The organism is Streptomyces sp. NPDC008001 (assembly GCF_042958085.1).
Lineage (GTDB): Bacteria > Actinomycetota > Actinomycetes > Streptomycetales > Streptomycetaceae > Streptomyces.
This window is the reverse complement of the sequence record NZ_JBIBIZ010000009.1, coordinates 329,353-354,569: the sequence shown is the minus strand read 5'-3', so window position 1 is coordinate 354,569 and position 25,217 is coordinate 329,353. Positions and strand designations below refer to the sequence as shown.

The 25,217-nt window shown below is 73.3% G+C and carries 19 protein-coding genes; 6 read left to right on the top strand and 13 right to left on the bottom strand.

The features are described 5' to 3' along the window. Positions 1–64 precede the first annotated feature (64 nt). Together dnaJ and hrcA are read right to left on the bottom strand one after the other, a co-directional pair. On the bottom strand, positions 65–1,204 hold the full coding sequence (gene dnaJ / locus ACFZCD_RS25350) for a molecular chaperone DnaJ (RefSeq protein ID WP_391834564.1): 1,140 nt from the start codon (positions 1,202–1,204) through the stop codon (positions 65–67). Next, positions 1,205–2,221, bottom strand: coding sequence for a heat-inducible transcriptional repressor HrcA (gene hrcA / locus ACFZCD_RS25345; RefSeq protein ID WP_391834562.1), 1,017 nt, complete (start codon positions 2,219–2,221; stop codon positions 1,205–1,207). It lies immediately after the preceding gene. A gap of 195 nt (positions 2,222–2,416) precedes the next feature. On the opposite strand from hrcA, the gene ACFZCD_RS25340 reads away from it, so the two are divergent. After that, a complete protein-coding gene (locus ACFZCD_RS25340) occupies positions 2,417–3,160 on the top strand; it encodes an MBL fold metallo-hydrolase (protein ID WP_391834561.1) in 744 nt (247 codons plus the stop codon). 29 nt (positions 3,161–3,189) lie between these two features. Further along, positions 3,190–4,017, top strand: a complete 828-nt coding sequence (locus ACFZCD_RS25335; RefSeq protein ID WP_391834560.1) for a DUF3097 domain-containing protein — start codon at positions 3,190–3,192, stop codon at positions 4,015–4,017. Positions 4,018–4,176: 159 nt separating this feature from the next. Here the strand turns inward: ACFZCD_RS25335 and hemW are convergent, their stop codons facing one another. The 3 genes from hemW to lepA all read right to left on the bottom strand — a co-directional run bounded on the left by hemW (position 4,177) and on the right by lepA (position 9,471). Further along, positions 4,177–5,409: a radical SAM family heme chaperone HemW gene (gene hemW, locus ACFZCD_RS25330; protein ID WP_391834559.1), complete on the bottom strand. Its 1,233-nt coding sequence runs from the start codon at positions 5,407–5,409 to the stop codon at positions 4,177–4,179. An 84-nt stretch (positions 5,410–5,493) separates the two neighbouring features. Further along, on the bottom strand, positions 5,494–7,383 hold the full coding sequence (locus ACFZCD_RS25325; protein ID WP_391834557.1) for an AMP-dependent synthetase/ligase: 1,890 nt from the start codon (positions 7,381–7,383) through the stop codon (positions 5,494–5,496). 219 nt (positions 7,384–7,602) lie between these two features. Further along, positions 7,603–9,471 (bottom strand): translation elongation factor 4, encoded by a 1,869-nt coding sequence (gene lepA / locus ACFZCD_RS25320; protein ID WP_391834556.1) that lies wholly within the window; start codon positions 9,469–9,471, stop codon positions 7,603–7,605. Positions 9,472–9,677: 206 nt separating this feature from the next. Here lepA and rpsT point away from each other — a divergent pair, with 206 nt between their 5' ends. Then, positions 9,678–9,944, top strand: a complete 267-nt coding sequence (gene rpsT, locus ACFZCD_RS25315; RefSeq protein WP_391834554.1) for a 30S ribosomal protein S20 — start codon at positions 9,678–9,680, stop codon at positions 9,942–9,944. Positions 9,945–10,285: 341 nt separating this feature from the next. Here the strand turns inward: rpsT and holA are convergent, their stop codons facing one another. After that, on the bottom strand, positions 10,286–11,272 hold the full coding sequence (holA, locus tag ACFZCD_RS25310) for a DNA polymerase III subunit delta (protein WP_391834552.1): 987 nt from the start codon (positions 11,270–11,272) through the stop codon (positions 10,286–10,288). Positions 11,273–11,335: 63 nt separating this feature from the next. Here holA and ACFZCD_RS25305 point away from each other — a divergent pair, with 63 nt between their 5' ends. Then, complete coding sequence (locus ACFZCD_RS25305; protein WP_391834550.1) at positions 11,336–11,617, top strand: hypothetical protein; 282 nt, start codon at positions 11,336–11,338, stop codon at positions 11,615–11,617. 19 nt (positions 11,618–11,636) lie between these two features. On the opposite strand, the gene ACFZCD_RS25300 is transcribed toward ACFZCD_RS25305, so the two are convergent. The 7 genes from ACFZCD_RS25300 to ACFZCD_RS25270 form a co-directional block, all read right to left on the bottom strand. Continuing rightward, positions 11,637–12,446 (bottom strand): arylamine N-acetyltransferase, encoded by an 810-nt coding sequence (locus ACFZCD_RS25300; protein WP_391834548.1) that lies wholly within the window; start codon positions 12,444–12,446, stop codon positions 11,637–11,639. Positions 12,447–12,460: 14 nt separating this feature from the next. Then, positions 12,461–15,136, bottom strand: coding sequence for a ComEC/Rec2 family competence protein (locus ACFZCD_RS25295; protein ID WP_391834546.1), 2,676 nt, complete (start codon positions 15,134–15,136; stop codon positions 12,461–12,463). Further along, entirely contained in the window at positions 15,133–15,921 is a 789-nt protein-coding gene (locus ACFZCD_RS25290; RefSeq protein WP_391834544.1) for a ComEA family DNA-binding protein, read from the bottom strand. The genes ACFZCD_RS25295 and ACFZCD_RS25290 overlap by 4 nt, the downstream gene beginning before the upstream one ends. Positions 15,922–16,115: 194 nt before the next feature. Next, positions 16,116–16,961 (bottom strand): DegV family protein, encoded by an 846-nt coding sequence (locus ACFZCD_RS25285; RefSeq protein WP_391834542.1) that lies wholly within the window; start codon positions 16,959–16,961, stop codon positions 16,116–16,118. A 149-nt stretch (positions 16,962–17,110) separates the two neighbouring features. Further along, the gene (locus tag ACFZCD_RS25280; RefSeq protein ID WP_391834540.1) at positions 17,111–17,863 is read right to left on the bottom strand and encodes a hypothetical protein; all 753 of its coding nucleotides are present in this window, start codon (positions 17,861–17,863) and stop codon (positions 17,111–17,113) included. A 182-nt stretch (positions 17,864–18,045) separates the two neighbouring features. Further along, a complete protein-coding gene (locus tag ACFZCD_RS25275; protein WP_391834538.1) occupies positions 18,046–20,934 on the bottom strand; it encodes a leucine--tRNA ligase in 2,889 nt (962 codons plus the stop codon). A gap of 315 nt (positions 20,935–21,249) precedes the next feature. Continuing rightward, a complete protein-coding gene (locus tag ACFZCD_RS25270) occupies positions 21,250–23,211 on the bottom strand; it encodes a protease pro-enzyme activation domain-containing protein (RefSeq protein ID WP_391834536.1) in 1,962 nt (653 codons plus the stop codon). Positions 23,212–23,490: 279 nt separating this feature from the next. Between ACFZCD_RS25270 and ACFZCD_RS25265 the strand changes: the two genes are divergently transcribed. Together ACFZCD_RS25265 and ACFZCD_RS25260 are read left to right on the top strand one after the other, a co-directional pair. Next, on the top strand, positions 23,491–23,646 hold the full coding sequence (locus ACFZCD_RS25265) for a hypothetical protein (RefSeq protein WP_391834534.1): 156 nt from the start codon (positions 23,491–23,493) through the stop codon (positions 23,644–23,646). Continuing rightward, positions 23,643–25,163 (top strand): NADH-ubiquinone oxidoreductase-F iron-sulfur binding region domain-containing protein, encoded by a 1,521-nt coding sequence (locus ACFZCD_RS25260; protein WP_391834532.1) that lies wholly within the window; start codon positions 23,643–23,645, stop codon positions 25,161–25,163. The genes ACFZCD_RS25265 and ACFZCD_RS25260 overlap by 4 nt, the downstream gene beginning before the upstream one ends. Positions 25,164–25,217: the final 54 nt, after the last annotated feature.

Below are 25,217 nucleotides of genomic sequence, written 5' to 3'. Positions count from 1 at the left end.
CCCGCCGGCCCGGACGCCCCTCAGCAGACCTCAGCGCCCATTGGCCCGGGGCGCCGACCGGACCTCAGCGCCCGTTGAACGCGTCCTTCAGCCGCGAGAACAGCCCCTGCTGCCCCGGCTTGAACTCGCCCATCGGGCGCTCCTCGCCCCGCAGCTTCGCGAGCTGCCGCAGCAGGTCCTCCTGCTGCGGATCCAGCTTGTTGGGGGTGATCACCTCGACGTGCACGATGAGGTCGCCGCGCCCGCCGCCGCGCAGGTGCGTGACGCCGCGCTGGTGCAGCGGGATCGACTGGCCCGACTGCGTGCCGGGCCGGATGTCGATCTCCTCGACGCCGTCCAGGGTCTCCAGCGGCACCTTGGTGCCGAGGGCCGCGGCCGTCATCGGGATGGTGACCGTGCAGTGCAGGTCGTCGCCGCGACGCTGGAAGACCGGGTGCTGCTTCTCGTGGATCTCGACGTAGAGGTCGCCGGCGGGGCCGCCGCCGGGGCCGACCTCGCCCTCGCCCGCGAGCTGGATCCGGGTGCCGTTGTCGACACCGGCCGGGATCTTGACGGTCAGGCTGCGCCGCGAGCGGACGCGGCCGTCGCCGGCGCACTCCGGGCAGGGGGTCGGCACGACCGTGCCGAAGCCCTGGCACTGCGGGCACGGCCGGGAGGTCATGACCTGGCCGAGGAAGGAGCGGGTGACCTGCGAGACCTCACCGCGGCCGCGGCACATGTCGCACGTCTGGGCGGAGGTGCCCGGGGCCGCGCCCTCGCCGCTGCACGTGGTGCAGACGACGGCGGTGTCGACCTGGATCTCCTTGGTGGTCCCGAACGCGGCCTCGTCGAGGGTCACTTCGAGACGGATCATGGCGTCCTGGCCGCGCCGGGTGCGCGAACGCGGGCCGCGCTGCGACGCCTGTCCGAAGAAGGCGTCCATGATGTCGGAGAAGTTGCCGAAGCCCGCGCCGAAACCACCGGCGCCGCCGCCACCGCCGCCGGACGCCGAGAGCGGGTCGCCGCCGAGGTCGTAGACCTGCTTCTTCTGCGGGTCCGAGAGCACCTCGTAGGCGGCGTTGATCTCCTTGAACCGCTCCTGCGTCTTCGGGTCCGGATTGACGTCCGGGTGCAGCTCGCGGGCGAGGCGGCGGAAGGCCTTCTTGATCTCGTCCTGCGAGGCGTCACGCCGTACGCCCAGGACCGCGTAGTAGTCCGTGGCCACTTACGACTCCGCCAGGATCTGTCCGACGTAACGTGCCACTGCGCGTACCGCTCCCATCGTTCCGGGGTAGTCCATGCGGGTCGGTCCGACCACGCCGAGTTTGGCGACTGCCTCGTCGCCCGAACCGTAGCCGACGGCGACGACCGATGTGGAGTTCAGTCCCTCGTGAGCGTTCTCATGGCCGATGCGGACCGTCATCCCGGAGTCCTTGGCCTCGCCCAGCAGCTTCAGCAGCACGACCTGCTCCTCCAGCGCCTCCAGCACGGGCCGGATGGTCAGGGGGAAGTCGTGCCCGAAACGGGTGAGGTTGGCGGTGCCGCCGATCATCAGCCGCTCCTCGGTCTCCTCGACGAGCGTCTCCAGGAGGGTGGCGAGCACCGTAGAAACGGTTCCGCGGTCCTCCTGCTCGAAGGAGTCGGCGAGATCCGAGACGAGCTGCGGCACGTCCGCGAACCGACGGCCCACGACGCGGCTGTTGAGCCGGGCGCGGAGGTCCGCCAGGGAGTTCTCCCCGATCGGGGCCGGGCAGTCGATCATGCGCTGCTCGACCCGTCCGGTGTCGGTGATCAGGACGAGCATGACACGGGCCGGCGCGAGCGAGAGCAGCTCCACGTGGCGCACCGTCGAACGGGTCAGCGACGGATACTGCACCACCGCGACCTGCCGGGTCAGCTGCGCCAGCAGGCGGACCGTGCGCCCCACGACGTCGTCCAGATCGACGGCGCCGTCCAGGAAGTTCTGGATGGCGCGCCGTTCGGGGGACGAGAGGGGCTTGACGCCCGCGAGCCGGTCGACGAAGAGCCGGTAGCCCTTGTCGGTCGGGATGCGGCCGGCGCTGGTGTGCGGCTGGGCGATGAAGCCCTCCTCCTCCAGCGCGGCCATGTCATTGCGCACCGTGGCCGGGGACACGCCCAGGCGGTGCCGCTCGGTGAGGGCCTTGGAGCCTACGGGCTCCTCGGTGCCCACATAGTCCTGGACGATGGCGCGCAACACCTCGAGCCTGCGTTCGCTCAGCATCGCGCGCACCTCCAAGTCCAGACCGTCTTACGGGGCCGTTCCTGGCACTCAGTGGTGGCGAGTGCCAAAGCCCTCCAGCCAGTGTACGGCCGTGCACCACAGGCAGGGCAAGAGCCGTCCTCGCCGCGTGCCCGCAGGCCTGGGCACGCACGGCCGGACGGGCAACCGTACCGCGCTCCCGCTAGCGTCCTGGTCATGGACAGCGGTCAGCAAGGCCAGGGGGCGGAAGCACGGTGGGAACGGCTCGCGCCGGGGGTCGCGCGCCGCCGTATGCCTGCGTGGGACGCCACAGCAGGAGTGATCGTCGGCAGTACGGGTGTGCTGCTCGTGGACACCGGGGCGACGGTTGCGGAGGGGGCGGAGCTCGGGCACGAGGTGCGCGAGCTGTTCGACCGCAGAGTGACGCATATCGCTCTCACGCACCCGCACTTCGACCACGTGTTCGGCACGGCGGCGTTCCTGCACGCGGAGGTGTACGCGGCCGTGGGCGCCGCCGAGCTGATGCGGCACGACGCGGAGGAGCTGCGGCGGGACGCCGTGCGGAACGGGCTCCCGGCCGGGGCCGCGGACGAGGCCGCCGCGGCCCTCGTGCTGCCGCACCACCCCGTCAGCGGCGAGCTGACGCTGGACCTGGGCGGCGGCCGGGAGGTGCTGCTGGCCAACATCGGGCCCGCCCACACCGCGCACGACCTGGCGGTCTTCGTCCCGGGGCGGGGCGGCGCCCCCGAGATCGTCTTCTGCGGGGACGTGGTGGAGGAGTCCGGCGAGCCCCAGGCCGGCCCGGACGCCCTCCCCCGGCGGTGGCCCGCGGCGCTGGACCGGCTGCTGGAGCTGGGCGGCGAGGACGCGCTGTACGTGCCGGGGCACGGGGCGGTGGTGGACGCGGCGTTCGTACGGGCGCAGCGGGACGCCTTGGCCGCGCGCTTCGGTGTGTCGTGAGCCCGCGCGCCACGGGAAGAATGATCTCCATGCGCAGCAGACAGTACGGACCCGATCTCACCCCGCCGTGGAAGAAGCAGCAGCCCGCGCCCGAGGTGTCCGCCGATCCGGACCTCGTGGTCGAGGAGGTCACCACCGGCTTCTGCGGGGCGGTGATCCGCTGCGAGAAGACGGCGCAGGGTCCCGTGGTCACCCTGGAGGACCGCTTCGGCAAGCACCGCGTCTTCCCGATGGAGCCCCGCGGCTTCCTCCTGGAGGGCCGCGTCGTCACCCTCGTGCGGCCCGCTGCCGCGCCCGCGGCGCAGGGGCCCGCGCGGACGGCGTCCGGCTCGATCGCCGTCCCGGGCGCCCGGGCCCGCGTCGCCCGCGCCGGGCGCATCTACGTGGAGGGCCGCCACGACGCGGAGCTCGTGGAGCGGGTGTGGGGCGACGACCTGCGCGTCGAGGGCGTGGTCGTGGAGTACCTGGAGGGCGTCGACGACCTCCAGGCGATCGTCCGCTCCTTCGGCCCCGGACCTGACGCCCGGCTGGGCGTCCTGGTCGACCACCTCGTCCCGGGCTCGAAGGAGTCGCGGATCGCGGCGGAGGTGACGGGCGAGCACGTGCTGGTGGTGGGTCACCCGTACGTGGACGTGTGGGAGGCGGTGAAGCCCTCCTCCGTGGGGATCCGGGAGTGGCCGCGGGTGCCGCGGGGGCAGGACTGGAAGACGGGGGTGTGCGGGGCGCTGGGGTGGCCGCCGAACACGGGGGCGGCGTGGCAGCGGATCCTTGCGAGCGTGCGCTCGTACAAGGACCTGGAGCCGGAGCTGCTGGGCCGCGTGGAGGAACTGATCGACTTCGTGACGGTGGGCCCGTAGAAGGGTCAGGCCCCGGTCCCGCCCTTTCGCCGTTTCCTGGGGCGAGCCCCCGGCCCCCGTCCGCGCTGACGCGCGTCGTCCTCGATCGCCGGACGGCTCAAAAATATTTAAGCCGTCCGGCGATTGAGGACCGGGGTCCGGGGCGGAGCCTCGTGCACCTCAGTCCACCAGGTCCCGCACCACGGCATCGGCCAGGAGCCGCCCCCGCAGCGTCAGGACCGCGCGGCCGGCCTCGTACGGGCCGGGGTCCAGCAGGCCGTCCTTCAGGGCCCGCGCAGCGGCAGCCGCGCCCGCCGGCTTCAGCAGGGACAGCGGGCAGCCGTCGATCAGCCGCAGCTCCAGCAGGATCCGCTCGACCCGCCGGTCCTCCTCCGGCAGCACCTCGCGGCCCGCGCCCGGCGACCGCCCCTCGGCCAGCGCCTGTGCGTACGCGCCCGGGTGCTTGACGTTCCACCACCGCACGCCCCCGACGTGGGAGTGCGCGCCGGGGCCCGCGCCCCACCAGTCCGCGCCGCGCCAGTAGAGCTCGTTGTGGCGGCAGCGGCCGGCGTCGGTCGTGGCCCAGTTGGAGACCTCGTACCAGGAGAAGCCCGCGGCGGTGAGCGCCTCCTCGGCGATGAGGTAGCGGTCGGCGTGGACGTCGTCGTCGGTCATGGGGACCTCGCCGCGGCGGATCCGGCGGGCCAGCTGGGTGCCCTCCTCGACGATCAGGGCGTACGCCGAGACGTGGTCGGGCCCGGCGCCGACGGCCGCGTCGAGCGAGGCCCGCCAGTCGTCGTCGGACTCCCCGGGCGTGCCGTAGATCAGGTCGAGGTTGACGTGCTCGAATCCGGCGGCGCGCGCTTCGGCGACGCAGGCCTCGGGGCGGCCCGGCGTATGCGTGCGGTCGAGGATCTTCAGGACGTGCTGCCGGGCGCTCTGCATGCCGAAGGAGATCCGGTTGAAGCCGCCCTCGCGGAGCTCGGCGAGGTAGCGCGGGTCGACGGACTCGGGGTTCGCCTCGGTGGTGATCTCCGCGCCGTCCGCGAGGCCGAACTCGTCGCGGATCGCCGCGAGCATCCGTACGAGGTCCGCCGCGGGCAGCAGGGTGGGCGTGCCGCCGCCGACGAAGACGGTTTCGACGGGGCGCGGGTCGTCGCCCAGGACCTTCCGTGCGAGGCGGATCTCCTGCTCGACCGTCTCGGCGTAGTTGTCCCGCGAGGCGAGCGCGCCGCCGGAGCCGCGCAGCTCGCTCGCGGTGTACGTGTTGAAGTCGCAGTACCCGCAGCGCGTCGCGCAGTACGGCACGTGCAGGTAGAACCCGAGCGGCCGCTGCCCGGCGCCGGTGAGGGCGTGGCGGGGCAGGGCCCCGTCCTCGGGCATGGGTTCGCCGTCAGGCAGTACGGAAGGCATGGGTCCATTGTCCGGCATCGCCGGAGTGGACCGGCCGGACCGGCGGCCGGGACCGGCCGGACCGCCCGGAGCGGACCGGCCGGCTCACTTCTCCCGGGCGCCCTCGTACATCTCCTCGATCAGGTGCTGGTAGCGCCGCTCGACCGCGGGCCGCTTGAGCTTGAGGCTCGGGGTGAGCTCGCCGTGCTCGACGTCCAGGTCGCGCGGCAGCAGCCGGAACTTCTTGATCGTCTGCCAGCGCTGGAGGCCCTCGTTGACCCGCTGCACGTAGCCGTCGACGAGCTCGACGGTCCGCGGGTCCGCGACGACCTCGGCGTAGGGCTTGCCGGCCATGCCGTGCTCGGCGGCCCAGGTCATGAGGGTGGGCTCGTCGAGGGCGATGAGGGCGGTGCAGTAGTTGCGGTCGGCGCCGTGCACGACGGCGTTGGAGACGAAGGGGCACAGGGCCTTGAAGCGGCCCTCGATCTCGGTCGGCGCGACGTACTTGCCGCCGGAGGTCTTGATCAGGTCCTTCTTGCGGTCGGTGATGCGCAGGTAGCCGTCGGGCGACAGCTCGCCGATGTCACCGGTGTGGAACCAGCCGTCGCTCTCCAGGACCTCGGCGGTCTTCTCGGGCAGCCGGTGGTAGCCGGCCATGACGCCGGGGCCGCGCAGCAGGATCTCGCCGTCGTCGGCGATCCGGACCTCGGTGCCGGGCAGGGGCTTGCCGACGGTGCCGGTGCGGTAGGCCTCGCCGGGGTTGACGAAGCTGGCGGCGCTGGTCTCGGTGAGGCCGTAGCCCTCCAGGATGTGGATGCCGGCGCCAGAGAAGAAGTAGCCGATGTCCGGGGGGAGGGCGGAGGCGCCGGAGACGCAGGCGCGCAGCCGGCCGCCGAAGGCCTCGCGGATCTTGGCGTAGACGAGGGCGTCCGCGACCTTGTGCTTGGCGGCGAGGCCGAAGGGGACGGCCTTGCTGCCGGTGCGGCGGAAGTTGTCCTGCGAGACCTTGGCGTACTCGCGGGCGACCTCGGAGGCCCAGCGGAAGATCTTGTACTTGGCGCCGCCGCCCTCGCGGGCCTTGGCCGCGACACCGTTGTAGACCTTCTCGAAGACGCGCGGGACGGCCGCCATGTAGGTGGGCCGGACGGTCTTGAGGTTCTCGGCGATCCGGTCCTGGCGGCCGTCGACGGCGGTGACGTGGCCGGTGCTGATCTGGCTGCACGTCAGCACCTTGCCGAAGACGTGCGCGAGCGGCAGCCACAGGTACTGCACGTCGTCGGGGCGGACCATCTCGGTGGCCTGGATGGCGCGGGCCATGTACGACCAGGTGTCGTGGGGCAGGCGGACGCCTTTGGGGCGGCCGGTGGTGCCGGAGGTGTAGATGAGCGTCGCGAGCTGGTCGGCGCGCAGGCCCTCGATGCGCTCGCGCACGGTCTCCGGCCGGGCCTCCAGGCGGGCGGCGCCGCGCCGCTCCAGCTCGGCGAGAGAGAGCACCCAGCCGTCGGGGTCGCCCTCGGCGGGGATGGCGTCCTTCTCCTCGACGACCACGACGTGGGCGAGGCCGGGCAGGTCGGCGCGGTGCTCGCGGGCCTTGGCGAGCTGGGCCGCGTTCTCGGCGATGAGCACGCGGCTCTCGGAGTCGGAGAGGATGAACGCCGTCTCCTCGGCGTTGGTGCTGGGGTAGATCGTGGTGGTGGCGGCGCCGGAGCAGAGCACTCCGAGGTCGGCGAGGATCCACTCCACGCGGGTGGCGGAGGAGAGGGCGACCCGCTCCTCGGGCTGCACGCCGAGGTCGACCAGGCCCGCGGCAACGGCGAAGACGCGCTCGGCGGCCTGGCCCCAGGTGAGCGAGGCCCAGTCCTCGGCGCCCTGGCCGGAGGGGGCGGGGACCGGGTAGCGGTAGGCCTCCGCATCGGGCGTCGCCTCGACGCGTTCGAGGAGAATCGCCGCCACGGAGGGCGGCCGGTTCTCGATCAAAGCCTGTGTCTCGGTCACGGCGTCCTCCGGGGCCCGATTCGGTGCTGGTGACTCACGGGTAACCTTCCAAGCAGTGATCAGCGTAAGCCGCCCGGGCCCCTTGCGTAAGGGGCTGTGACCGCCTTGTCGAAGCTGTGACCGGCGGAAGCGCCGGAGGGTGCCGGAGCATGCGGAAGCGCCCGCTCCCGGGGGTGGGAACGGGCGCTCGCGGCGCACGGGGAACGCGGCCGGAATGGGCTACTTCTTGCCCTTCTCCCCCGCCTCGTCGCTGGACAGCACCGCGATGAAGGCCTCCTGCGGGACCTCCACGCTGCCGACCATCTTCATCCGCTTCTTGCCTTCCTTCTGCTTCTCCAGCAGCTTCCGCTTACGGGAGATGTCACCGCCGTAGCACTTGGCGAGGACGTCCTTGCGGATCGCGCGGACGGTCTCGCGGGCGATGACGCGCGAGCCGATCGCGGCCTGGATCGGCACCTCGAAGTTCTGCCGGGGGATGAGCTCGCGGAGCTTGGCGACGAGCCGCACGCCGTACGCGTACGCCTTCTCCTTGTGGGTGATCGCGGAGAACGCGTCGACCTTGTCGCCGTGCAGCAGGATGTCGACCTTGACGAGGTCGGCGGTCTGCTCGCCGGTGGGCTCGTAGTCGAGGGAGGCGTAGCCGCGGGTCTTGGACTTCAGCTGGTCGAAGAAGTCGAAGACGATCTCCGCGAGGGGGAGGGTGTAGCGCAGCTCGACCCGGTCCTCGGAGAGGTAGTCCATGCCCAGCATCGTGCCGCGGCGGGACTGGCAGAGCTCCATGATCGCGCCGACGAACTCGGTGGGCGCGAGGACGGTCGCCTTGACCACCGGCTCGTGCACCTCGGCGATCTTCCCCTCGGGGAATTCGCTCGGGTTGGTGACGGTGTGCTCGGTGCCGTCCTCCATCCGGACCTGGTAGACCACGTTCGGCGCGGTGGCGATGAGGTCGAGGCCGAACTCGCGCTCCAGCCGCTCGCGCACCACGTCCAGGTGGAGCAGGCCGAGGAAGCCGACGCGGAAGCCGAAGCCCAGGGCGGCCGAGGTCTCCGGCTCGTAGACCAGCGCGGCGTCGTTGAGCTGCAGCTTGTCGAGGGCCTCGCGGAGCTCCGGGTAGTCCGAGCCGTCCAGCGGGTAGAGGCCCGAGAACACCATCGGCTTCGGGTCCTTGTAGCCGCCCAGGGCCTCGGTGGCGCCGTTCTGCTGGGAGGTGATCGTGTCACCGACCTTGGACTGCCGGACGTCCTTCACACCGGTGATGATGTAGCCCACCTCGCCGACGCCGAGGCCGTCGGCCGGGAGCATCTCGGGCGAGTTGGTGCCGATCTCCAGCAGCTCGTGGGTGGCGCCGGTCGACATCATCTTGATGCGCTCGCGCTTCTTGAGCTCGCCGTCCACGACCCGGACGTAGGTGACCACGCCGCGGTAGGAGTCGTAGACCGAGTCGAAGATCATGGCGCGGGCGGGGGCGTCCTTGACACCGACCGGGGCCGGGACGTCGCGGATGACCTTGTCCAGCAGCGCCTCGACGCCCATGCCGGTCTTCGCGGAGACCCGCAGGACGTCCTCGGGCTCGCAGCCGACGAGGTTGGCCAGCTCGGCGGCGAACTTCTCGGGCTGGGCAGCCGGCAGGTCGATCTTGTTGAGGACCGGGATGATCGTGAGGTCGTTCTCCATCGCCAGGTAGAGGTTGGCGAGGGTCTGGGCCTCGATGCCCTGCGCGGCGTCGACCAGGAGGATGCAGCCCTCGCACGCGGCGAGGGAACGCGAGACCTCGTAGGTGAAGTCCACGTGGCCCGGCGTGTCGATCATGTTGAGGATGTGGGTCGTGCCCTCGGCCTCGCCCTCGGTGGGCGCCCAGGGCAGACGGACCGCCTGGGACTTGATCGTGATGCCGCGCTCGCGCTCGATGTCCATCCGGTCGAGGTACTGCGCTCGCATCTGCCGCTGGTCGACCACGCCGGTCAGCTGAAGCATCCGGTCGGCGAGCGTCGACTTGCCATGGTCGATGTGCGCGATGATGCAGAAGTTACGGATCAGAGCCGGGTCGGTACGGCTCGGCTCGGGCACGTTGGTAGGGGTCGCGGGCACGCAGGATCCATTCGGTGACTTCGGCGTTGGTACGCCAGTCTCGGCGGGAGTCGGGTATACGACCCACCCATCGTCCCATGAGCGGCGGCCGTCGTCCGGTTTGGGCGGCCGGAGGAGCTGCTGGTAGCCTGGTTCACTGTGCCTCGCGACCCTTTCGGTCACGGGACGCACATCTCGAAATCCAACGAACCTGAAAAGGCTCTTTCGTGGCGAACATCAAGTCCCAGATCAAGCGGAACAAGACCAACGAGAAGGCGCGCCTGCGTAACAAGGCCGTCAAGTCCGCGGTCAAGACCGCCGTGCGTGCGGCCCGCGAGGCCATCGTCGCCGGTGACGCCGAGAAGGCCACCGCCGCCGTTGCCCTGGCCGGCAAGAAGCTCGACAAGGCCGCCACCAAGGGTGTCCTGCACAAGAACGCTGCCGCCAACAAGAAGTCGGCGCTGGCCAAGCAGGTTGCCTCCCTCAAGGGCTGAAGCCTCTCCGGGGCGTGAGCCCCGGTCCTTCGCCGGTATCGGAACCAGCGGCCCCTCTACCGCTCCGGTCCGGCACCCCGCCGCACTCGGTCGTTCGCCACGCGGGTGCGGTATGAGCCTTTCGGCTCGATGAACGATCCAGGGCCCCGTATCCCCTTTCCCCAAGGGTGGTGCGGGGCTTCTGGGTTTTCCGGGGCTCCGCCGCCGCGCCGGGGCCCGGCCCTCGGACGCCGGACGGGTCGGGTGTCGTGCAGCCGGACGGGCTGGGTCGTGCGGGTGTCCCCGCGGGGTTGTGCAGGTGTCCCAGCGGGATGCGGCCCGTCCGGCGATCTCGCTTGCGCTCAGCCGCGGCTTCTGGCCGCCCGGGCCACCGCCACGACGGCCTTCTCCAGGGCGTACTCCGGGTCGTCTCCCCCGCCCTTGACGCCCGCGTCGGCCGCCGCGACCGCGGTCAGCGCGGCGGCGACGCCGTCCGCCGACCAGCCGCGCATCTGCTGCCGGACCCGGTCGATCTTCCAGGGGGGCATGCCGAGGTCCCGCGCGAGGTCGCCGGGGCGGGCGCCGCGGGGGGCGGAGGCCAGCTTGCCGATGGCGCGGACGCCCTGGGCGAGGGCGCTGGTGATCAGGACGGGCGCGACGCCCGTGGACATGGCCCAGCGCAGCGCCTCCAGGGCCTCGGCGGCCCGGCCCTCCACCGCGCGGTCGGCGACGGTGAAGCTGGAGGCCTCGGCGCGGCCCGTGTAATAGCGCCCGACGACGGCGGCGTCGATCGTGCCGTCGACGTCGGCGACGAGCTGGGCGCAGGCGCTGGCCAGCTCCCGAAGATCGCTGCCGATCGCATCCACCAGAGCCTGGCAGGCCTCGGGCGACGCGGAGCGGCCTGCCGTGCGGAACTCGGTGCGGACGAACGTCAGCCGGTCGGCCGGCTTGGTCATCTTGGGGCAGGCGACCTCCCGTGCCCCGGCCTTGCGCGCCGCGTCCAGCAGGCCCTTGCCCTTGGCGCCGCCCGCGTGCAGGAGCACCAGGGTGATCTCCTCGGCGGGCGCGGCGAGATAGCCCTTGACGTCCTTGATCGTGTCCGCCGAGAGGTCCTGGGCGTTGCGCACGATCACGACCTTGCGCTCGGCGAAGAGCGACGGGCTGGTGAGCTCGGCGAGGGTGCCCGGCTGGAGGGCGTCGGGCATGAGGTCACGGACGTCGGTGTCCGCGTCGGCGGCGCGGGCCGCCGCGACCACCTCCCGGACCGCGCGGTCCAGCAGGAGGTCCTCCTGGCCCACGGCGAGCGTGACGGGGGCGAGAACGTCGTCGGTTGCAGTCTTCCTGGCCATCGCGACCAGCATCCCACGCCCTACTGACACCTCCCCCCGCGCGGCCTTCGGCCGTATCGCAGAATGTGGCGTGTGAGCAGCCCTTACCTCTCCTCAGACACTGATTCCGTACGACACCTCCTGGTGCTTCCCGACCGCGATGCCGCCGAGGAGGCAGCCGAGGAGGCCGCCCAGCGCTTCGTGCTGGACGACGACCCCCGGATAGTCCGCGAGGCCCTGGCCGGCGAGGACGACGCCGAGGACGCCCAGTGGCTGGTCGTCCTGGAGGACCCCAAGGGCGACCTCGACGTCGCCGCCCTGCGCGAGCTGGCCGAGGAGTACGACGGCTGGCTCGAGCGGGAGTGACCCGCCGCCCGCCCCGCGCCTACGGCATGACCCGCTCCTCCGCCGCGCGCCGCACGTGCGGCACCCGGTCGAGCGCGATGCCGAAGTGCTCGCGGAAGGCGGGCAGCATCTCCCCGTCCGCCAGCGGCTGCTCCTGACGGCCCGTCGCACCGGTGGTCAGCAGGGTGCGGTCGCTGAGGGTGACGCGGCCCCCGGCGGTGAGCCGGGAGCAGAGCACCGCCCGGGTGAAGGGGGACTTGGGCGAGGTGCGGTGCCACCAGCAGCAGCCCTCGAAGTCCGCCAGCTCCCGGGGACGGCGTTCGAGGCGGTACTGCACGTCGCCCTCCCGGAGGAGGTCGAGGTCCCCGTCCGCCGTCTCGGCGAGCCGGAAGGTGCCGGCGGGGTCGGCCTGCTCGCCCCGCTCGTCGAACCGCAGCGGGCAGTGGCTGTTCCGCCCGAACCCGACGTCCACCAGCCACGGCTCCGCACTGTCGGCCGCGTATACCTGCAGCGCGAGGTGGTCGAAGGGCGGGCCGAACAGCCCGTCGGGCCCCATCACCCGGGCGGCCAGCAGCGTGACCCGGTAGCCCAGCGCCTCCAGCAGGGCCGCGAACGCGCCGTTGAGCTCGTAGCAGAAGCCCCCGCGCCCGCCGGTCACCTTGGCCACGAGGGCGGCGGGGTCCAGCACGACCTCCTCCCCCAGGTGGATCGACAGGTTCTCGAAGGGCACCGCGTGCAGGTGGCGGAGGTGGAGCTCGCGCAGGGCCTCCGAGTCGGGCGCGGCCGGGCGGGTGGCGCCGATGCGGGCCAGGTAGGCGTCGACGGACGCAGCACTGATGATCTTGTTCATGGGTCAGTTATCCCTCATCTCGGGGGGTGGCGACATCGGTCTGCGGTCCTGCGTCTTCGGGTACCTGCTCTTGGTGGGCCTGCTCTTGGTGGGCCTGCTCTCCGTCGGCCTGCTCTTCGTCGGCCTGTTCTCCGTAGGCCCGCTCTTCGCCGGCCGGCGGAGGCCTTCGTGACCGCTGTGACTTCCCTTCCCGCGCCGGTCACGGCGACCGGCCCGTCCGTGTCGGTGCGCAGGACGGCGGCGCCCTGTTTCCGGAGCGCGGCCAGCGTGCGGGGCGACGGATGTCCGTAGGGGTTGCCCGCACCGGCCGAGACGACCGCGAGGCGGGGGCGGAGCCGGCGTATCAGCTGGGGGTCCTGGTGGGCGGAGCCGTGGTGGGCGACCTTGAGGACGTCCACGGCGGGCAGCTCGGGACAGGCCTCCAGCAGGGCCTGCTGAGCGGGCGGTTCGAGGTCGCCGAGCAGCAGCGCGGTCAGGCCGGCGCTGCGGACCAGCAGCGTGACGCTGGCGTCGTTGGGCCCCTCTTCGGCCACGGCCGACATTCCCGCGGGCGGCGGCCACAGCACCTCCCACTCCAGCTCGCCCAGGCGGCGGCGCTCCCCCGCCCCGGCCGTGGTCACGGGAACGTGCGCGCGCCCGGCCTCGCGGCGGACGAACGCGGCCCGGCCCCCGGGCTCCGCGAACGGCGTCGTCTCGACGGCTCCGACCGCCCGGCCGTGCAGCACGCCGGGCAGCCCGTCCACGTGGTCGGCATGGAAGTGGCTGAGGACGAGGAGGGGGATCTCCTCGACGCCGAGCGCGCGCAGGCAACGGTCCACGGCCCGCGGCTCCGGCCCCGCGTCCACGACGACCGCGCTCCCTTCCCCGGCGGCGAGGACCAGCGCGTCTCCCTGCCCCACGTCGCAGACGGCGAGCCGCCAGCCGGGCGGCGGCCAGCCCGTCACCGCGCGGTTCAGGGGTGCCGGGCGGACGACGGCGACGAGCAGGAGCAGCGCGCAGGCCGCGCAGGCCCAGGGGCTGCGGAGCAGCCTGCGGGACGTCAGCACCGCGGCGGCCGTGACGGCGGCGAGCAGCAGGCCGCCGGTCCAGCCGCCCGGCCAGGCGAGCTCCGCCCCGGGCAGGTCCGCCCCCGTACGGGCCACTGCGGCCGCCCAGGCGGCGGGCCAGGACGCGAGCCGGGCGAGCCACTCGGCGACGGGCATGGCCAGGGGCGACACGGCGAGCGCGGCGAAGCCGAGCACCGTGGCGGGTGCGACGGCCGCCTCGGCGAGGAGGTTGCAGGGCACCGCCACCAGGCTGACCCGCTCGGCCAGCACGGCGATCACCGGTGCGCAGACCGCCTCCGCGGCGGCGGCCGCCGCCAGGGCTTCGGCCGGGCGCCGTGGCAGCCCGCGCCGTTGCAGGGCCGCGCTCCAGCGTGGCGCGAGGGTCAGGAGGGCGCCGGTGGCCAGCACCGAGAGGAGGAAGCCGGGGCTGCGGGCGAGCCAGGGGTCGTAGAGGACGAGGATCAGGGCGGCCGCCGCGAGGGCGGGCAGGAGGCTGCGCCGCCGGCCCGTGGCGAGCGCGAGCAGCAGCACGAGACCGCATGCGGCCGCGCGCAGCACGCTCGGGTCGGGCCGGCACACCACGACGAACCCCAGGACGAGACCGGCGCCCAGCACCGCCGTCACCCGCAGCGGCACCCCGAGCCGGGCCGCGAGACCGCGGCGCTCGGCGCGGGCGGCCAGGTGCAGCGGTCCTACGAGCACGGCGAGCAGGATCGCGAGGTTGCTTCCGGAGACGGCCAGCAAGTGCGTCATCCCGGTCGCCCGGAACGCCTCGTCGAGGTCGGCAGGGACCCGTGAGGTGTCCCCCACGACGAGACCCGGCAGCAGGGCGCGCGGATCCGGCGGCAGTGCGTCCGTGGCCTCCCGCAGCCCCGCCCGGAACCTGGCCGCGACGCGCTGCACCGTGCTGGGGCCGCCGACGACCGCGGGCTGCTCCCGCCCGCTGATCCGCAGGACTGCGGCGGGTGGGGGCCCGGACCCTCCTGCCTGCGCCGGCACCGTGAGGTGGCCTTCGGCCCGCACCCGCGTGGACGGCAGCAGTCCGAGCCACGACGGTGGCGCGATCAGCAGCACCGGCGTACGGACGGCGGTGGTGACGCGGCCCGCGGTCACCTTGGTCGCCTCGGCCTCGATCACCGCGGCGGGAGCCGTCCGCACGGCTCCTCGCGCGCGGGGGCGCGTGGCTCTCGGGTCGGCCGTGAGCGTCGCCTCCACGACGGCCGCGGCGCCGCTTCGGGCCAGTGCGGGAAGCGGCCCCCGCCGGGAGTCGGCGCCCCGCAGTGCCGCCACCGCCGCACCGGCCGCGGCGCACAGCAGGACGGCGGCGAGTGCGACGGCGATCCCGCCGGACCACGCCCCTCGCCCGCCGGGCGTGCGGCCGCACCTGCTCCGGGCCAGGAGCACGCCTGCCGCCAGGACTCCGGCACCCGCCGCCGGGACGACCGCCCATCCGCTTGCCGTCAGCGCCAGGGCCGCGGCCACCCACGCCGCGACCGCGGGCGCGACCAGCCGCAGATCCACCGGGCCTTCCTGCCGCAGGGCCTGCGAGCCCTCCCGCTCCTCACCCGGCGCGTCCTGCCGCCGCAGCGTGCCCATGGGGGTCGCGCCGGCCGCGGCGGTCGCAGCGGGCTTGGTGGCCGTCATGGCTGCACCAGGGGGCGGAGGTCGGTGAAGCGGCGGCTGCCGATCCCGTTGACCTTGCGGAGCTCCTCGACGGAGCGGAAGCCGCCGTGCTGCGTGCGGTAGTCGAGAATGTGCCGGGCCAGGACGGGCCCGACGCCCGGCAGCGCGTCCAACTGCTCGACCGTCGCGGCGTTCAGACTCACCGGGCCGCCCGGGGCGGAGCCTCCCCCGGCCCCTGCAGCAGCAGAAGCCGCCGGGGCAGCCGCACTGCCCACGTTGCCCGCGCTCCCCGCAGGTGCGCCCACCACGATCTGCTCGCCGTCCACGAGGACCCGCGCCCTGTTGATCCCCGTCGTGTCCGCCCCCGGGCGGGCTCCCCCGGCCGCGGCCAGCGCATCGGCCACCCGCGAACCCGCCGGCAGGCGCAGCACGCCCGGCCTGCGCACCTTGCCCGCCACGTCCACGACCACCGCTCCGCCACCGCCCGTCCGGGCCGGAGAGGAGACGGCCAGCGAGGAGACGGCCGGAGGCGGCACACCCGGCGAGGGCGCGGCAGCAGCCGACGCCTGCGTCTCCCGCATGGGCACCCGGACCGTCTGCGGCCGCCCGGCAAGAAAGTGGTACGCGGCGAAGACACACGCGGCCACCAGCACGACTGCCAGCGCGGCAAGCGTCTTCGGTTCGATGCCGCACCGCAGTTGCACCCACAGCGGCAGGCGCTCCCGCACCGCGAGCCGCCAACTCCCGCCCCATTGCAGGCCGTTGTTACCCGGTGGCGAGAGGCGACCCTTCACGCGATCCGTCATGCGCAAGACCGTAGGGCGATTCCCCCGATCCTGCTCGGACGGTCCGATTCCCGTGGATAACCCGGCAGTTGTGGATAACTCCGCCACCGCGGAGAGGGAAAGGAAGAAGCCGGGAGTCCGGCTGAAGCCTCGCAGAACACCGGCCGGAGCCCCGTTGAAGCCTCGCGGAGCGTCAGCCGGAAGCCCGCCCCCGCCTACTTCGGCGCTACCACCACGCCCAGCAGCCCCGGCCCCGTGTGCGCCCCGATGACCGCCCCCACCTCGCTGACGTGCAGCTCCTCCAGCGCCGGCAGGCGCTCCCGCAGCCGGTCGGCCAGTTCCGAAGCGCGGTCGGGCGCGGCCAGGTGGTGGACGGCGATGTCGACGGGCGCCGCGCCCGCGCGCTCCACCGCGATCTCCTCCAGCCGGGCGATGGCCTTGGACGCCGTACGCACCTTCTCGCGCAGCTCGATGCGGCCGCCCTCCAGCTGCAGCAGCGGCTTGACGGCGAGCGCCGAGCCCAGCAGGGCCTGGGCCGCGCCGATCCGGCCGCCCCGGCGGAGGTAGTCCAGGGTGTCGACGTAGAAGAAGGTGGCCGTGCCCTGAGCCCGCTTCTCCGCGGCGGCGACCGCCTCGTCGAGGGTGCCGCCGGCGTCCGCCGTCTCGGCGGCGGCCAGCGCGCAGAAACCGAGGGCCATGGCCACCAAGCCGGTGTCCACGACCCGCACCGGCACCTCCGCCTCTCGCGCCGCGAGGACCGCCGCGTCGTACGTGCCGGAGAACTCCGCCGACAGGTGCAGCGAGACGATGCCCCGCGCACCGGCCTCGGCCGCCGCGCGGTAGGCCGCCGCGAAGACCTCGGGGCCGGGCCGCGACGTGGTCACCGGCCTGCGCTTCTGCAGCGCCTGGGCCACACAGCGGGCCGAGACCTCGGTGCCCTCTTCGAGCGCCTCGTCCCCCAGCACGACGGTGAGCGGTACGGCGGTGATGCTGTGCCGCTCCATCGCCCGCTGCGGCAGATAGGCCGTTGAATCGGTAATGACAGCGAGATGGCGGGACATGTTCCGGAGGTTACCCGCCGGGGCGCTCCGACGGCAGTACGGGCCCCGTACAGGTGATCATCCCCCGGGACGACCGGACAGCGGCACCCCGCATCAGCTAGGCCCCGCCCCGACAGGACCGCCAGGATCAGCTCCTGATCCTGATCAGCTCAGGACGTGCTCTCCGGCCGCCCCGTCTTCTGCCAGGAGTAGCCCGGCCGGCGCCACGCCTCCCGGTCGCGCCCGGTGATCGCCTGCGGCCGGGGCTGCTCCTCCGGCCCCGCGCCCGGCTCAGCGGCCCGCGCGGCCCCGGCGGCGCCCGCGACCGGCTCCCCGGGCGACGGCGCAGAAGGACCCTGCGCCGCAGGACCCACCGGCTCGTCGCTCCAGTGCCGCAGCGCTCCCGCCTCCATGCGGATCTGGCCGCTCAGCGCTTCCAGATCCTCCTCGGCGAACTTCCGGGCCCGGTCCTGGGCGGCGAAGCGCAGCGAATCCGCCGAGTCCTTGACGCGCGCCGTCCGCTCCCGCAGCTCCGGCAGGCAGGCCGCGATCCGGGTCTTGTCCGGCTCGCTCTCCAGCCGCTTCAGCTCGTCGTCCAGCTCGTGGCCGTGGGCGCTGAGCCGCTGGAAGAGCGCGAGCGCCTCCGAGAGCGAGGCGTCCTCGGGGGCGGCGGACTGCAGGGCGTCCTGCGTGGCACGCATCGACGTGCGCAGCGAGAGGCGCAGCTGGGCGACCTCGCCGGCCGCGCCGGGCTGGGCGAACCGCATGGCCTTGAGGCGGGTGTCCTCGACCGTGCGGCGGGCCTGGTGGACCGTGCGGTCCACGCCGCGCTTGACCGCGCGCGCCGTCCTGACCGTGGCGATCACTCCGAGCGCGACGAGGACCGCGAAGACCAGTAGGACGATCACGGCCACGGCTTCCATGACGCTCCTCGGCTGGGGACGGCGGCTTTCGCTCCTTCCACCGTAAACGGCGCGGGCAGGTCAGGGGTTCCAAATGAACCCCCAACCTGCCCGTAGGGAAGAACCCTCAGTCGTTGAAAAGCCCCCAGTCGCTGAAGGCCCTCAGCCGTCAGGCCCCGGTCGCCACGCCGGAACCCCGGTCGCTACGCCGGAACGATGTTCACCAGCTTCGGCGCCCGCACGATCACCTTGCGGATGCCCGCGCCGCCCAGCGCCGCGACGACCGCCGGGTCGCCCAGCGCCACCTTCTCCAGCTCCTCGTCGGAGATCGACGGCGGGACCTCCAGCCGCGCCTTGACCTTGCCCTTGATCTGGACGACGCAGGTCACGGCCTCGTCGACCAGGTAGGCGGGGTCGGCGACGGGGAAGTCCGCGTGCACCACGGAGCCGGAGCGGCCCAGCTTGCGCCAGAGCTCCTCGGCGATGTGCGGGGCCAGCGGCGCGATCAGCAGCACCATGGCCTCGGCGACGGACCGCGGGACCTCGCGCAGCTTGGTCACGTGGTTGTTGAGCTCGGTGATCTTGGCGATGGCGGTGTTGAAGCGCAGGTTCGCCAGGTCCTGGGCCACGCCGTCGACGGCCTTGTGCAGGGCCCGCAGCGTCGCCTCGTCGGCCTCGGCGTCCACGACCGTGACCTCGCCGGTGGCCTCGTCGACGACGTTGCGCCACAGGCGCTGCAGCAGCCGGTACTGGCCGATGACGGCGCGGGTGTCCCACGGGCGGGAGACGTCCAGCGGGCCCATCGCCATCTCGTAGAGGCGCAGGGTGTCGGCGCCGTACTCGGCGCAGATCTCGTCCGGCGTGACGGCGTTCTTCAGGGACTTGCCCATCTTGCCGAGCAGCCGGCTGACCTTCTCGCCCTGGTAGTAGTACGCGCCCTCGCGCTCCTCCACCTCTGTGGCCGGGACGGCGATGCCGCGGGCGTCGCGGTAGACGTACGCCTGGATCATGCCCTGGTTGTAGAGCTTGTGGAACGGCTCGGCCGAGGAGACGTGGCCCAGGTCGAAGAGGATCTTCGACCAGAAGCGGGCGTACAGCAGGTGCAGCACGGCGTGCTCGGCGCCGCCGACGTACAGGTCGACGCCGCCGTGCGGCTGACCCTCGCGCGGGCCCATCCAGTACTGCTCGGCCTCGGGCGAGACCAGCTGCCGGTCGTTGTGCGGGTCGAGGTAGCGCAGCTCGTACCAGCAGGAGCCGGCCCAGTTGGGCATGGTGTTGGTCTCGCGGCGGTAGCGCTTGGGGCCGTCGCCGAGGTCGAGCGTGACGTTGACCCAGTCCTCGTTGCGGGAGAGCGGGGTCTCGGGCTCGGTGTCGGCGTCGTCGGGCTCGAAGGTGCGCGGCGAGTAGTCCTCGACCTCGGGCAGCTCCAGCGGCAGCATCGACTCGGGCAGCGCGTGGGCGACGCCCTGCTCGTCGTAGACGATCGGGAAGGGCTCGCCCCAGTAGCGCTGGCGGCTGAAGAGCCAGTCGCGCAGGCGGTAGTTGACGGTGGCCTCGCCGATGCCCTGCTCGGTCAGCCACTCGGCCATGCGGGTCTTCGCCTCGCCGACGACCAGGCCGTCCAGGGAGATGCCCTCGCCGGCCGAGTTGATGATCTCGGCGTCGTACGAGTCGAAGGACTCGGCCCAGGCGGCCGGGTCGGTGCCGCGGTCGTCGGAGGGGCGGACGACGCAGCGCATGGGCAGGTCGAAGGCGCGCGCGAAGGCGAAGTCGCGGCTGTCGTGCGCGGGGACGGCCATGATCGCGCCGGTGCCGTAGCCCATGAGGACGTAGTCGGCGGTGAAGACGGGCAGCTTCTCGCCGCTGACCGGGTTGACGGCGTAGACGCCGGTGAAGACGCCGGTCTTCTCCTTGGCGTCGGCCTGCCGCTCGACGTCGGACTTGGCGGCGGCCTCCTTGCGGTAGGCGGCGACGGCCTCGGCCGGGGTGGCGTGCCCGCCGGTCCAGTCCTCGTGGGTGCCCTCGGGCCAGGCGGCCGGGATGACCGAGCGGTGCGCCTCGTCGTCGAGCACCAGCTGGTGCTCGGGCGCGACGACCAGGTAGGTGGCGCCGAAGAGGGTGTCCTGGCGGGTGGTGAAGACGGTGACCTTGGCGTCCGGGTGGCCGTCGACGGCGAAGTCGACGCGGGCGCCGACGCTGCGGCCGATCCAGTTGCGCTGCTGGAGCTTGATGGCCTCGGGCCAGTCCAGGGCGTCCAGGTCCTCCAGCAGGCGGTCCGCGTAGGCGGTGATCCGCATGTTCCACTGGCGCAGCTTGGACTTGAAGACGGGGAAGTTGCCGCGCTCGGAACGGCCGTCGGCGGTGACCTCCTCGTTGGCCAGCACGGTGCCCAGGCCGGGGCACCAGTTGACGGGCGCCTCGGAGGCGTAGGCCAGGCGGTACTCACCCAGGACGTCGGCGCGCTCGGCGGCGGTCAGGCCGCTCCACGCCCGCCCGCCCGGCACCTCGCGCCGGCCGCTCTCGAACTGCTCGACCAGCTCGGCGATCGGGCGGGCCTTCTTCGCCTCCTCGTCGTACCAGGAGTTGAAGATCTGCAGGAAGATCCACTGGGTCCACTTGTAGTAGGCCGGGTCGATCGTGGCGAAGGAGCGGCGCTTGTCGTGGCCCAGGCCCAGGCGGCGCAGCTGCGCCTTCATGTTGACGATGTTGGCCTCGGTGGAGACCCGCGGGTGGGTGCCGGTCTGCACGGCGTACTGCTCGGCGGGCAGGCCGAAGGCGTCGAAGCCCAGGGTGTGCAGGACGTTGTGGCCGGTCATGCGGTGGTAGCGCGCGTAGACGTCGGTGGCGATGTAGCCGAGGGGGTGGCCGACGTGCAGGCCCGCACCCGAGGGGTACGGGAACATGTCCATGACGAACTTCTTGGGGCGGGCCACGGCGGCCGGGTCGCCCGCCAGGTCGCCGCCGGGGTTGGGCGCCTCGTACGTGCCCTCGGCGTCCCAGACGTCCTGCCAGCGTGCCTCGATGTCGGCGGCCAGCGCGGCCGTGTAGCGGTGCGGGGCAGCCACCTCGGCGGCGTTGTTGGTCTCGCTCATCGTCCTCAAAGCTCCATCGATCGTCGTCGTCCCTACCTGCGGCACCTGCGGAAATGAAAAATCCCCTCGCACAGGAGGGGACGCCGCGCCGATGCCGACCGTGGTCACCGGTCGGTACTGATCAGCGCGGCCCGCTAAGCAGGAGGCGTACGGCACGCATGGAGTCAGGTTACCGCAGCGCAGGAAGGGCCCGCATCGAGGTTGCGGGCCCTTCCTGCCCGGTCGGCCCGTGCGGGCCGTCCGTGGCTGCTCGCGCGGTTCCCCGCGCCCCTTACGGAGCGCGGTTCACCCTGTACGGGGCGCGGTTCGCTCCGCTCAGCCGCGGTGCCCCGGGATGTACGAGGTCACGTACGTGCTGCCCGGCGTGCCGACGCCGGTGACGTCGTCGTAGCCGACGGTGGCCGAGAGCGAGCTGTCGCCGCCGAGGCTGCGCAGCGTGGTGACCAGGCCGCCCTTGGCGTCCACGCCGTTCTTGTAGTCCACGCGGACGACGCCGATGCCCTGGCCCTTGCCGAGCGGGTGGTCGGTGACGTCGTGGTAGGCGGCGGTGCCGTACCGGTCGTAGATGGCGGGGTTGGCGAAGCCGATCGGCACGCCGTGGCGGGCCTGCTGGGCGAGCGCCTGGACGCCGGCGATCACCGGGGCCGCGAGCGAGGTGCCGCCGATGCGGTACTCGTCGTACTTCGTGCTGCCGTCGGGGAAGGTCTGGGTCTGGCCGACGAGGAAGCCGGTGCTGGAGTCGGCGACGGCCGCGATGTCGGGCCCGACGCGCATGGGGGTGCTGCCGTTCGCCTTGGCGAGCGCGTCGGGGACGACGCCGCGCTGGTAGAACGGCTGCTGGTGGATCTTGCTGGTGCCGCCGCCGGCGCCACCGGTGAAGACCGAGCCCTCCCAGCTCAGGCCGTCCTTGGAGAGCTCCGCCTTGTGGGTGCCCCAGCCGGTCTCCCACAAGTACTTGTCGCCCTTGCCGACCGCGAGGGACGTGCCGCCGACCGAGGTGACCCACGGCGAGTTGGCGGGGGTGTCGGTCTGCTTGGTGCCGTGCTTGTCGACGTTGTCGCCGTCGTCGCCGGAGGAGAAGTAGAAGCCGATGCCCTCGACGGCGCCGGTCTGGAAGACCTGGTCGTAGGCGGCGGCCACGTCCGGGGTCTCGTTGCTCTCGACGTCGCCCCAGGAGTTGGAGACGATGTCCGCGAGCCGGCCGTCGACGATCTTGTGCAGGGCGTCGATCAGGTCGTCGTCCTGGCAGGAGGAGCCGGCGACGTAGACGATGCCGGCGTCCGGGGCGACGGCGTGGGCGGCCTCGACGTCGAGGGTCTCCTCGCCGTACCAGCCGGAGGCGTCGCACTCCTTCTCGCCGGTGTGCGTCCAGTCGGCCGGCAGCACCTGGGAGTACTGGCCCTTGCTCCAGCTCTTGTCGCCGTTGCGCTTGGCGTACTGCTGGATGTCCTGGGCGATGGTCGGCGAGGCGTACGCGTCGGTGATGGCGATCGTGACGCCCTTGCCGGTGAACTCCTTCGCCCCGTACGCGGCGCGCAGCTGCTTGCCCGTGTAGCCCTTGATCGCGTACGGCGCGTGGGAGCCGTAGGCGGACGGCAGGCTCTTGTTCACGTTCGAGCCGTAGTACGTGGAGAACGGCCCGGCGTTGCGGAAGGCTGCCGACGGGCCGGGGAGGGTCTCGCGGTGCTTGGCCAGGCGCGGAGCGTCGTTCAGGCCCACGACGGTCAGGACGGCGCCGTCGAGCGAGGCGGGGACGGAGGCGGTGGTGGCCGGCGCGTGGTAGGTGCGGCCGTCCTTGACGTAGCGGTGCAGCTCGGTGCCGAAGGCCTTCCTGGCCGCGGCGGCGTCACCGGTGACGGTGACGTAGTGCTCGTTGGTGCCGGTCACCTTGAGGCCGGAGGAGGTCAGCCAGCCGGTGACCCCGGCTATCTGCTCCTTCGTCGCCCCGAATCGTTCCTGCGCCTGGCGCGCCGTCAAGTACTTGCCGTACGAGCCGGACGACGGGTCGGAGACGGCCCGGGCGTAGGCGGCGAGGCCCTTGGCGTCCCGGCCGGCCAGGTAGACGCGGGCGGTGACCTTCTCCGACGCGTCGGCGGTGCCGCGGTCGGCCGAGGGCGTCGCCCACAGCGGCTTGGTGCCCGCCAGCGCCTGCCGGTCGTGCGGCCCGGGCTGGGCCGCCAGGGCGGTGGGCGTGCCGAGCGCGAGCGCCCCGGCGGCCAGCGGCAGCGCTGCCGCCAGGGCCAGTCCGGCGCGCACGCGGGTGCGGCTTGATCTCATGGAACCCCCTGCGAAACGAGTGGTCGCGAAATGCGGACGCACGGGCATGCACGCGGCACATGAGCACGCAGTGGCATGAGCACGTCCACAACGCGTCACTCTTTCGATGAACTGCTCAACCGTGGGGCATGAGTTCGTCAAGAAGAGATCAAGGCGGCACCGGAAGTGGGCCGGGAAGGCACCCGGAAGGCACCGAAGGGACAGCGGGAAGTCACCCGCAAGACGCCGGCGAGCCGCGGTGTGACCGAACCGGCGCCGAACGGACCGACGTTAGCAGTGGTGAGGCCCCTCGCACCGAGGTTGCGCGAAGCGGACCGCACGCCGCCGCCGGGCTCCCTACGGTGCCGTGCCATGGACCTGGACCTGGACCTCCTCCACCTGCTCGACCTCCCCGACCGCACCGGTGACGCCGTCGCTCCGGGCCGGGCCCGGTGAGCGCCGCGCTCCCCCCGGAGCCGGCGGTCCTCGCCCTCGGCCGGCCGCGCCTGCTGGCCGGGCTGGACCGGGCGGCCCGGCTGGACCGCAGCGCCCATCTGTCGGTGCACGGCTCGCTGCCCCAGCACACCGAGGCGCAGCTGACCGCCCTGGCGGAGGCGGTCGCGCTGCGCGGCCGGGGCGGCGCGGGCTTCCCGTTCGCGCGCAAGCTGCAGGTGGTGGGGCGGACGGCGCGCCGGCGCGGCGCGCGCCCCGCCGTGGTGGTCAACGGCTGCGAGGGCGATCCGGCCTGCCGCAAGGACGCGGTGCTGCTCGCGCGGGCCCCGCACCTGGTGCTGGACGGGGCCCTGCTGGCCGCGGCGGCCCTCGGCGCGGGTTCGGTGGTGGTCGGCGTGACCCGGGCGGCGGCCGAGGCCTCGGTGCGGGAGGCGCTGGCCGAGCGGGGCCTCGCCGGCCGGCGCGGCGGCTCCGTGCGCGCCCGGGTGGTGCGCCTGCCCGAGCGGCTGGTGTCGGGCGAGTCCTCGGCGCTGCTGCGCGCTGCCGACGGCGGGCTGCCGCTGCCGCCCGGGCAGCACGGCCGGGCGGCGCAGGAGGGCCTGGGCGGGGCGCCGACGCTGCTGTCCAACGCGGAGACGTTCGCCCAACTCGCCCTCGCCGCCCGCCTGGGCGCCGAGGGCTACGCGGCCACGGGCGCCCCGGGCGAGCCCGGCACGCTGCTGCTGACCGTCTCGGGCGCGGTGCCCGAGCCGCAGGTCGTGGAGGTGCCCGGCGGGGTGCCGCTGGCCTACGTACTGAAGGTGTGCGGTTCCGCGCCCGAGCTGCAGGGCGTGCTGACCGGCGGCTACCACGGCGCGTGGCTGGACACGGCGACGGCGGCCCGGGCCCGGATCTCGTACGGCGGGCTGGCCGGCTGCGGCGGGGTGCTCGGCCCCGGTGCCGTCGTGGCCCTGCCGGAGGACACCTGCCCGCTGGGCGAGACCGTGCGGGCGGCGCACTGGCTGGCCGCCGAGTCGGCCGGGCAGTGCGGGCCGTGCCGGTCCGGCCTGCCGGAGCTCGCCGGGGCGCTCGCGGACGTGGCGGCGGGCGCCGGGCAGGGCGCCCTGGAGCGCGTGCGGGAGGCGGCCGGGGGCGTACGGGGGCGCGGGGCGTGCGGGCATCCGGACGGCGCCGCACGGTTCGTCCTGACCGCGCTGTCGGCCTTCACCGACGATCTGGCCGCGCACGTCCTGCACGGCGGCTGCGGGCGCCCCACGGCCGGCGTGCTGCCGCTGCCCTCGCCCGCCGGTGCGGACGCCGCCGCGGGCGGCCCGCGCCGCGTGGAGCGGCTGGCGGTGGACTGGACGCTGTGCGAGGGGCACGGGCTGTGCGCGGACCTGCTGCCGCAGCTCGTCCGCATCGGGCCGGACGGCTACCCCTCGCTCGCGGACGCGGGCGTGCCGGACCATCTCCGGGGCCGGGCGCAGCGGGCCGTGCGGCGCTGCCCGGCGCTGGCCCTGAGACTCGACAAGGAGCGCTGACCCGGGGGACGCGACACCGCGCACGAAAAAGCGGGCCGCCCGTTTCCGGACAAC

Excerpts from the sequence above, each read along its gene's own strand:
- hrcA (WP_391834562.1), bottom strand. The coding sequence starts at position 2,221 with ATGCTGAGCGAACGCAGGCTCGAGGTGTTGCGCGCCATCGTCCAGGAC.
- ACFZCD_RS25340 (WP_391834561.1), top strand. The coding sequence starts at position 2,417 with ATGGACAGCGGTCAGCAAGGCCAGGGGGCGGAAGCACGGTGGGAACGG.
- ACFZCD_RS25335 (WP_391834560.1), top strand. The coding sequence starts at position 3,190 with ATGCGCAGCAGACAGTACGGACCCGATCTCACCCCGCCGTGGAAGAAG.
- hemW (WP_391834559.1), bottom strand. The coding sequence starts at position 5,409 with ATGCCTTCCGTACTGCCTGACGGCGAACCCATGCCCGAGGACGGGGCC.
- holA (WP_391834552.1), bottom strand. The coding sequence starts at position 11,272 with ATGGCCAGGAAGACTGCAACCGACGACGTTCTCGCCCCCGTCACGCTC.
- ACFZCD_RS25305 (WP_391834550.1), top strand. The coding sequence starts at position 11,336 with ATGTGGCGTGTGAGCAGCCCTTACCTCTCCTCAGACACTGATTCCGTA.
- ACFZCD_RS25300 (WP_391834548.1), bottom strand. The coding sequence starts at position 12,446 with ATGAACAAGATCATCAGTGCTGCGTCCGTCGACGCCTACCTGGCCCGC.
- ACFZCD_RS25295 (WP_391834546.1), bottom strand. The coding sequence starts at position 15,136 with ATGACGGCCACCAAGCCCGCTGCGACCGCCGCGGCCGGCGCGACCCCC.
- ACFZCD_RS25290 (WP_391834544.1), bottom strand. The coding sequence starts at position 15,921 with ATGACGGATCGCGTGAAGGGTCGCCTCTCGCCACCGGGTAACAACGGC.
- ACFZCD_RS25285 (WP_391834542.1), bottom strand. The coding sequence starts at position 16,961 with ATGTCCCGCCATCTCGCTGTCATTACCGATTCAACGGCCTATCTGCCG.
- ACFZCD_RS25280 (WP_391834540.1), bottom strand. The coding sequence starts at position 17,863 with ATGGAAGCCGTGGCCGTGATCGTCCTACTGGTCTTCGCGGTCCTCGTC.
- ACFZCD_RS25275 (WP_391834538.1), bottom strand. The coding sequence starts at position 20,934 with ATGAGCGAGACCAACAACGCCGCCGAGGTGGCTGCCCCGCACCGCTAC.
- ACFZCD_RS25270 (WP_391834536.1), bottom strand. The coding sequence starts at position 23,211 with ATGAGATCAAGCCGCACCCGCGTGCGCGCCGGACTGGCCCTGGCGGCA.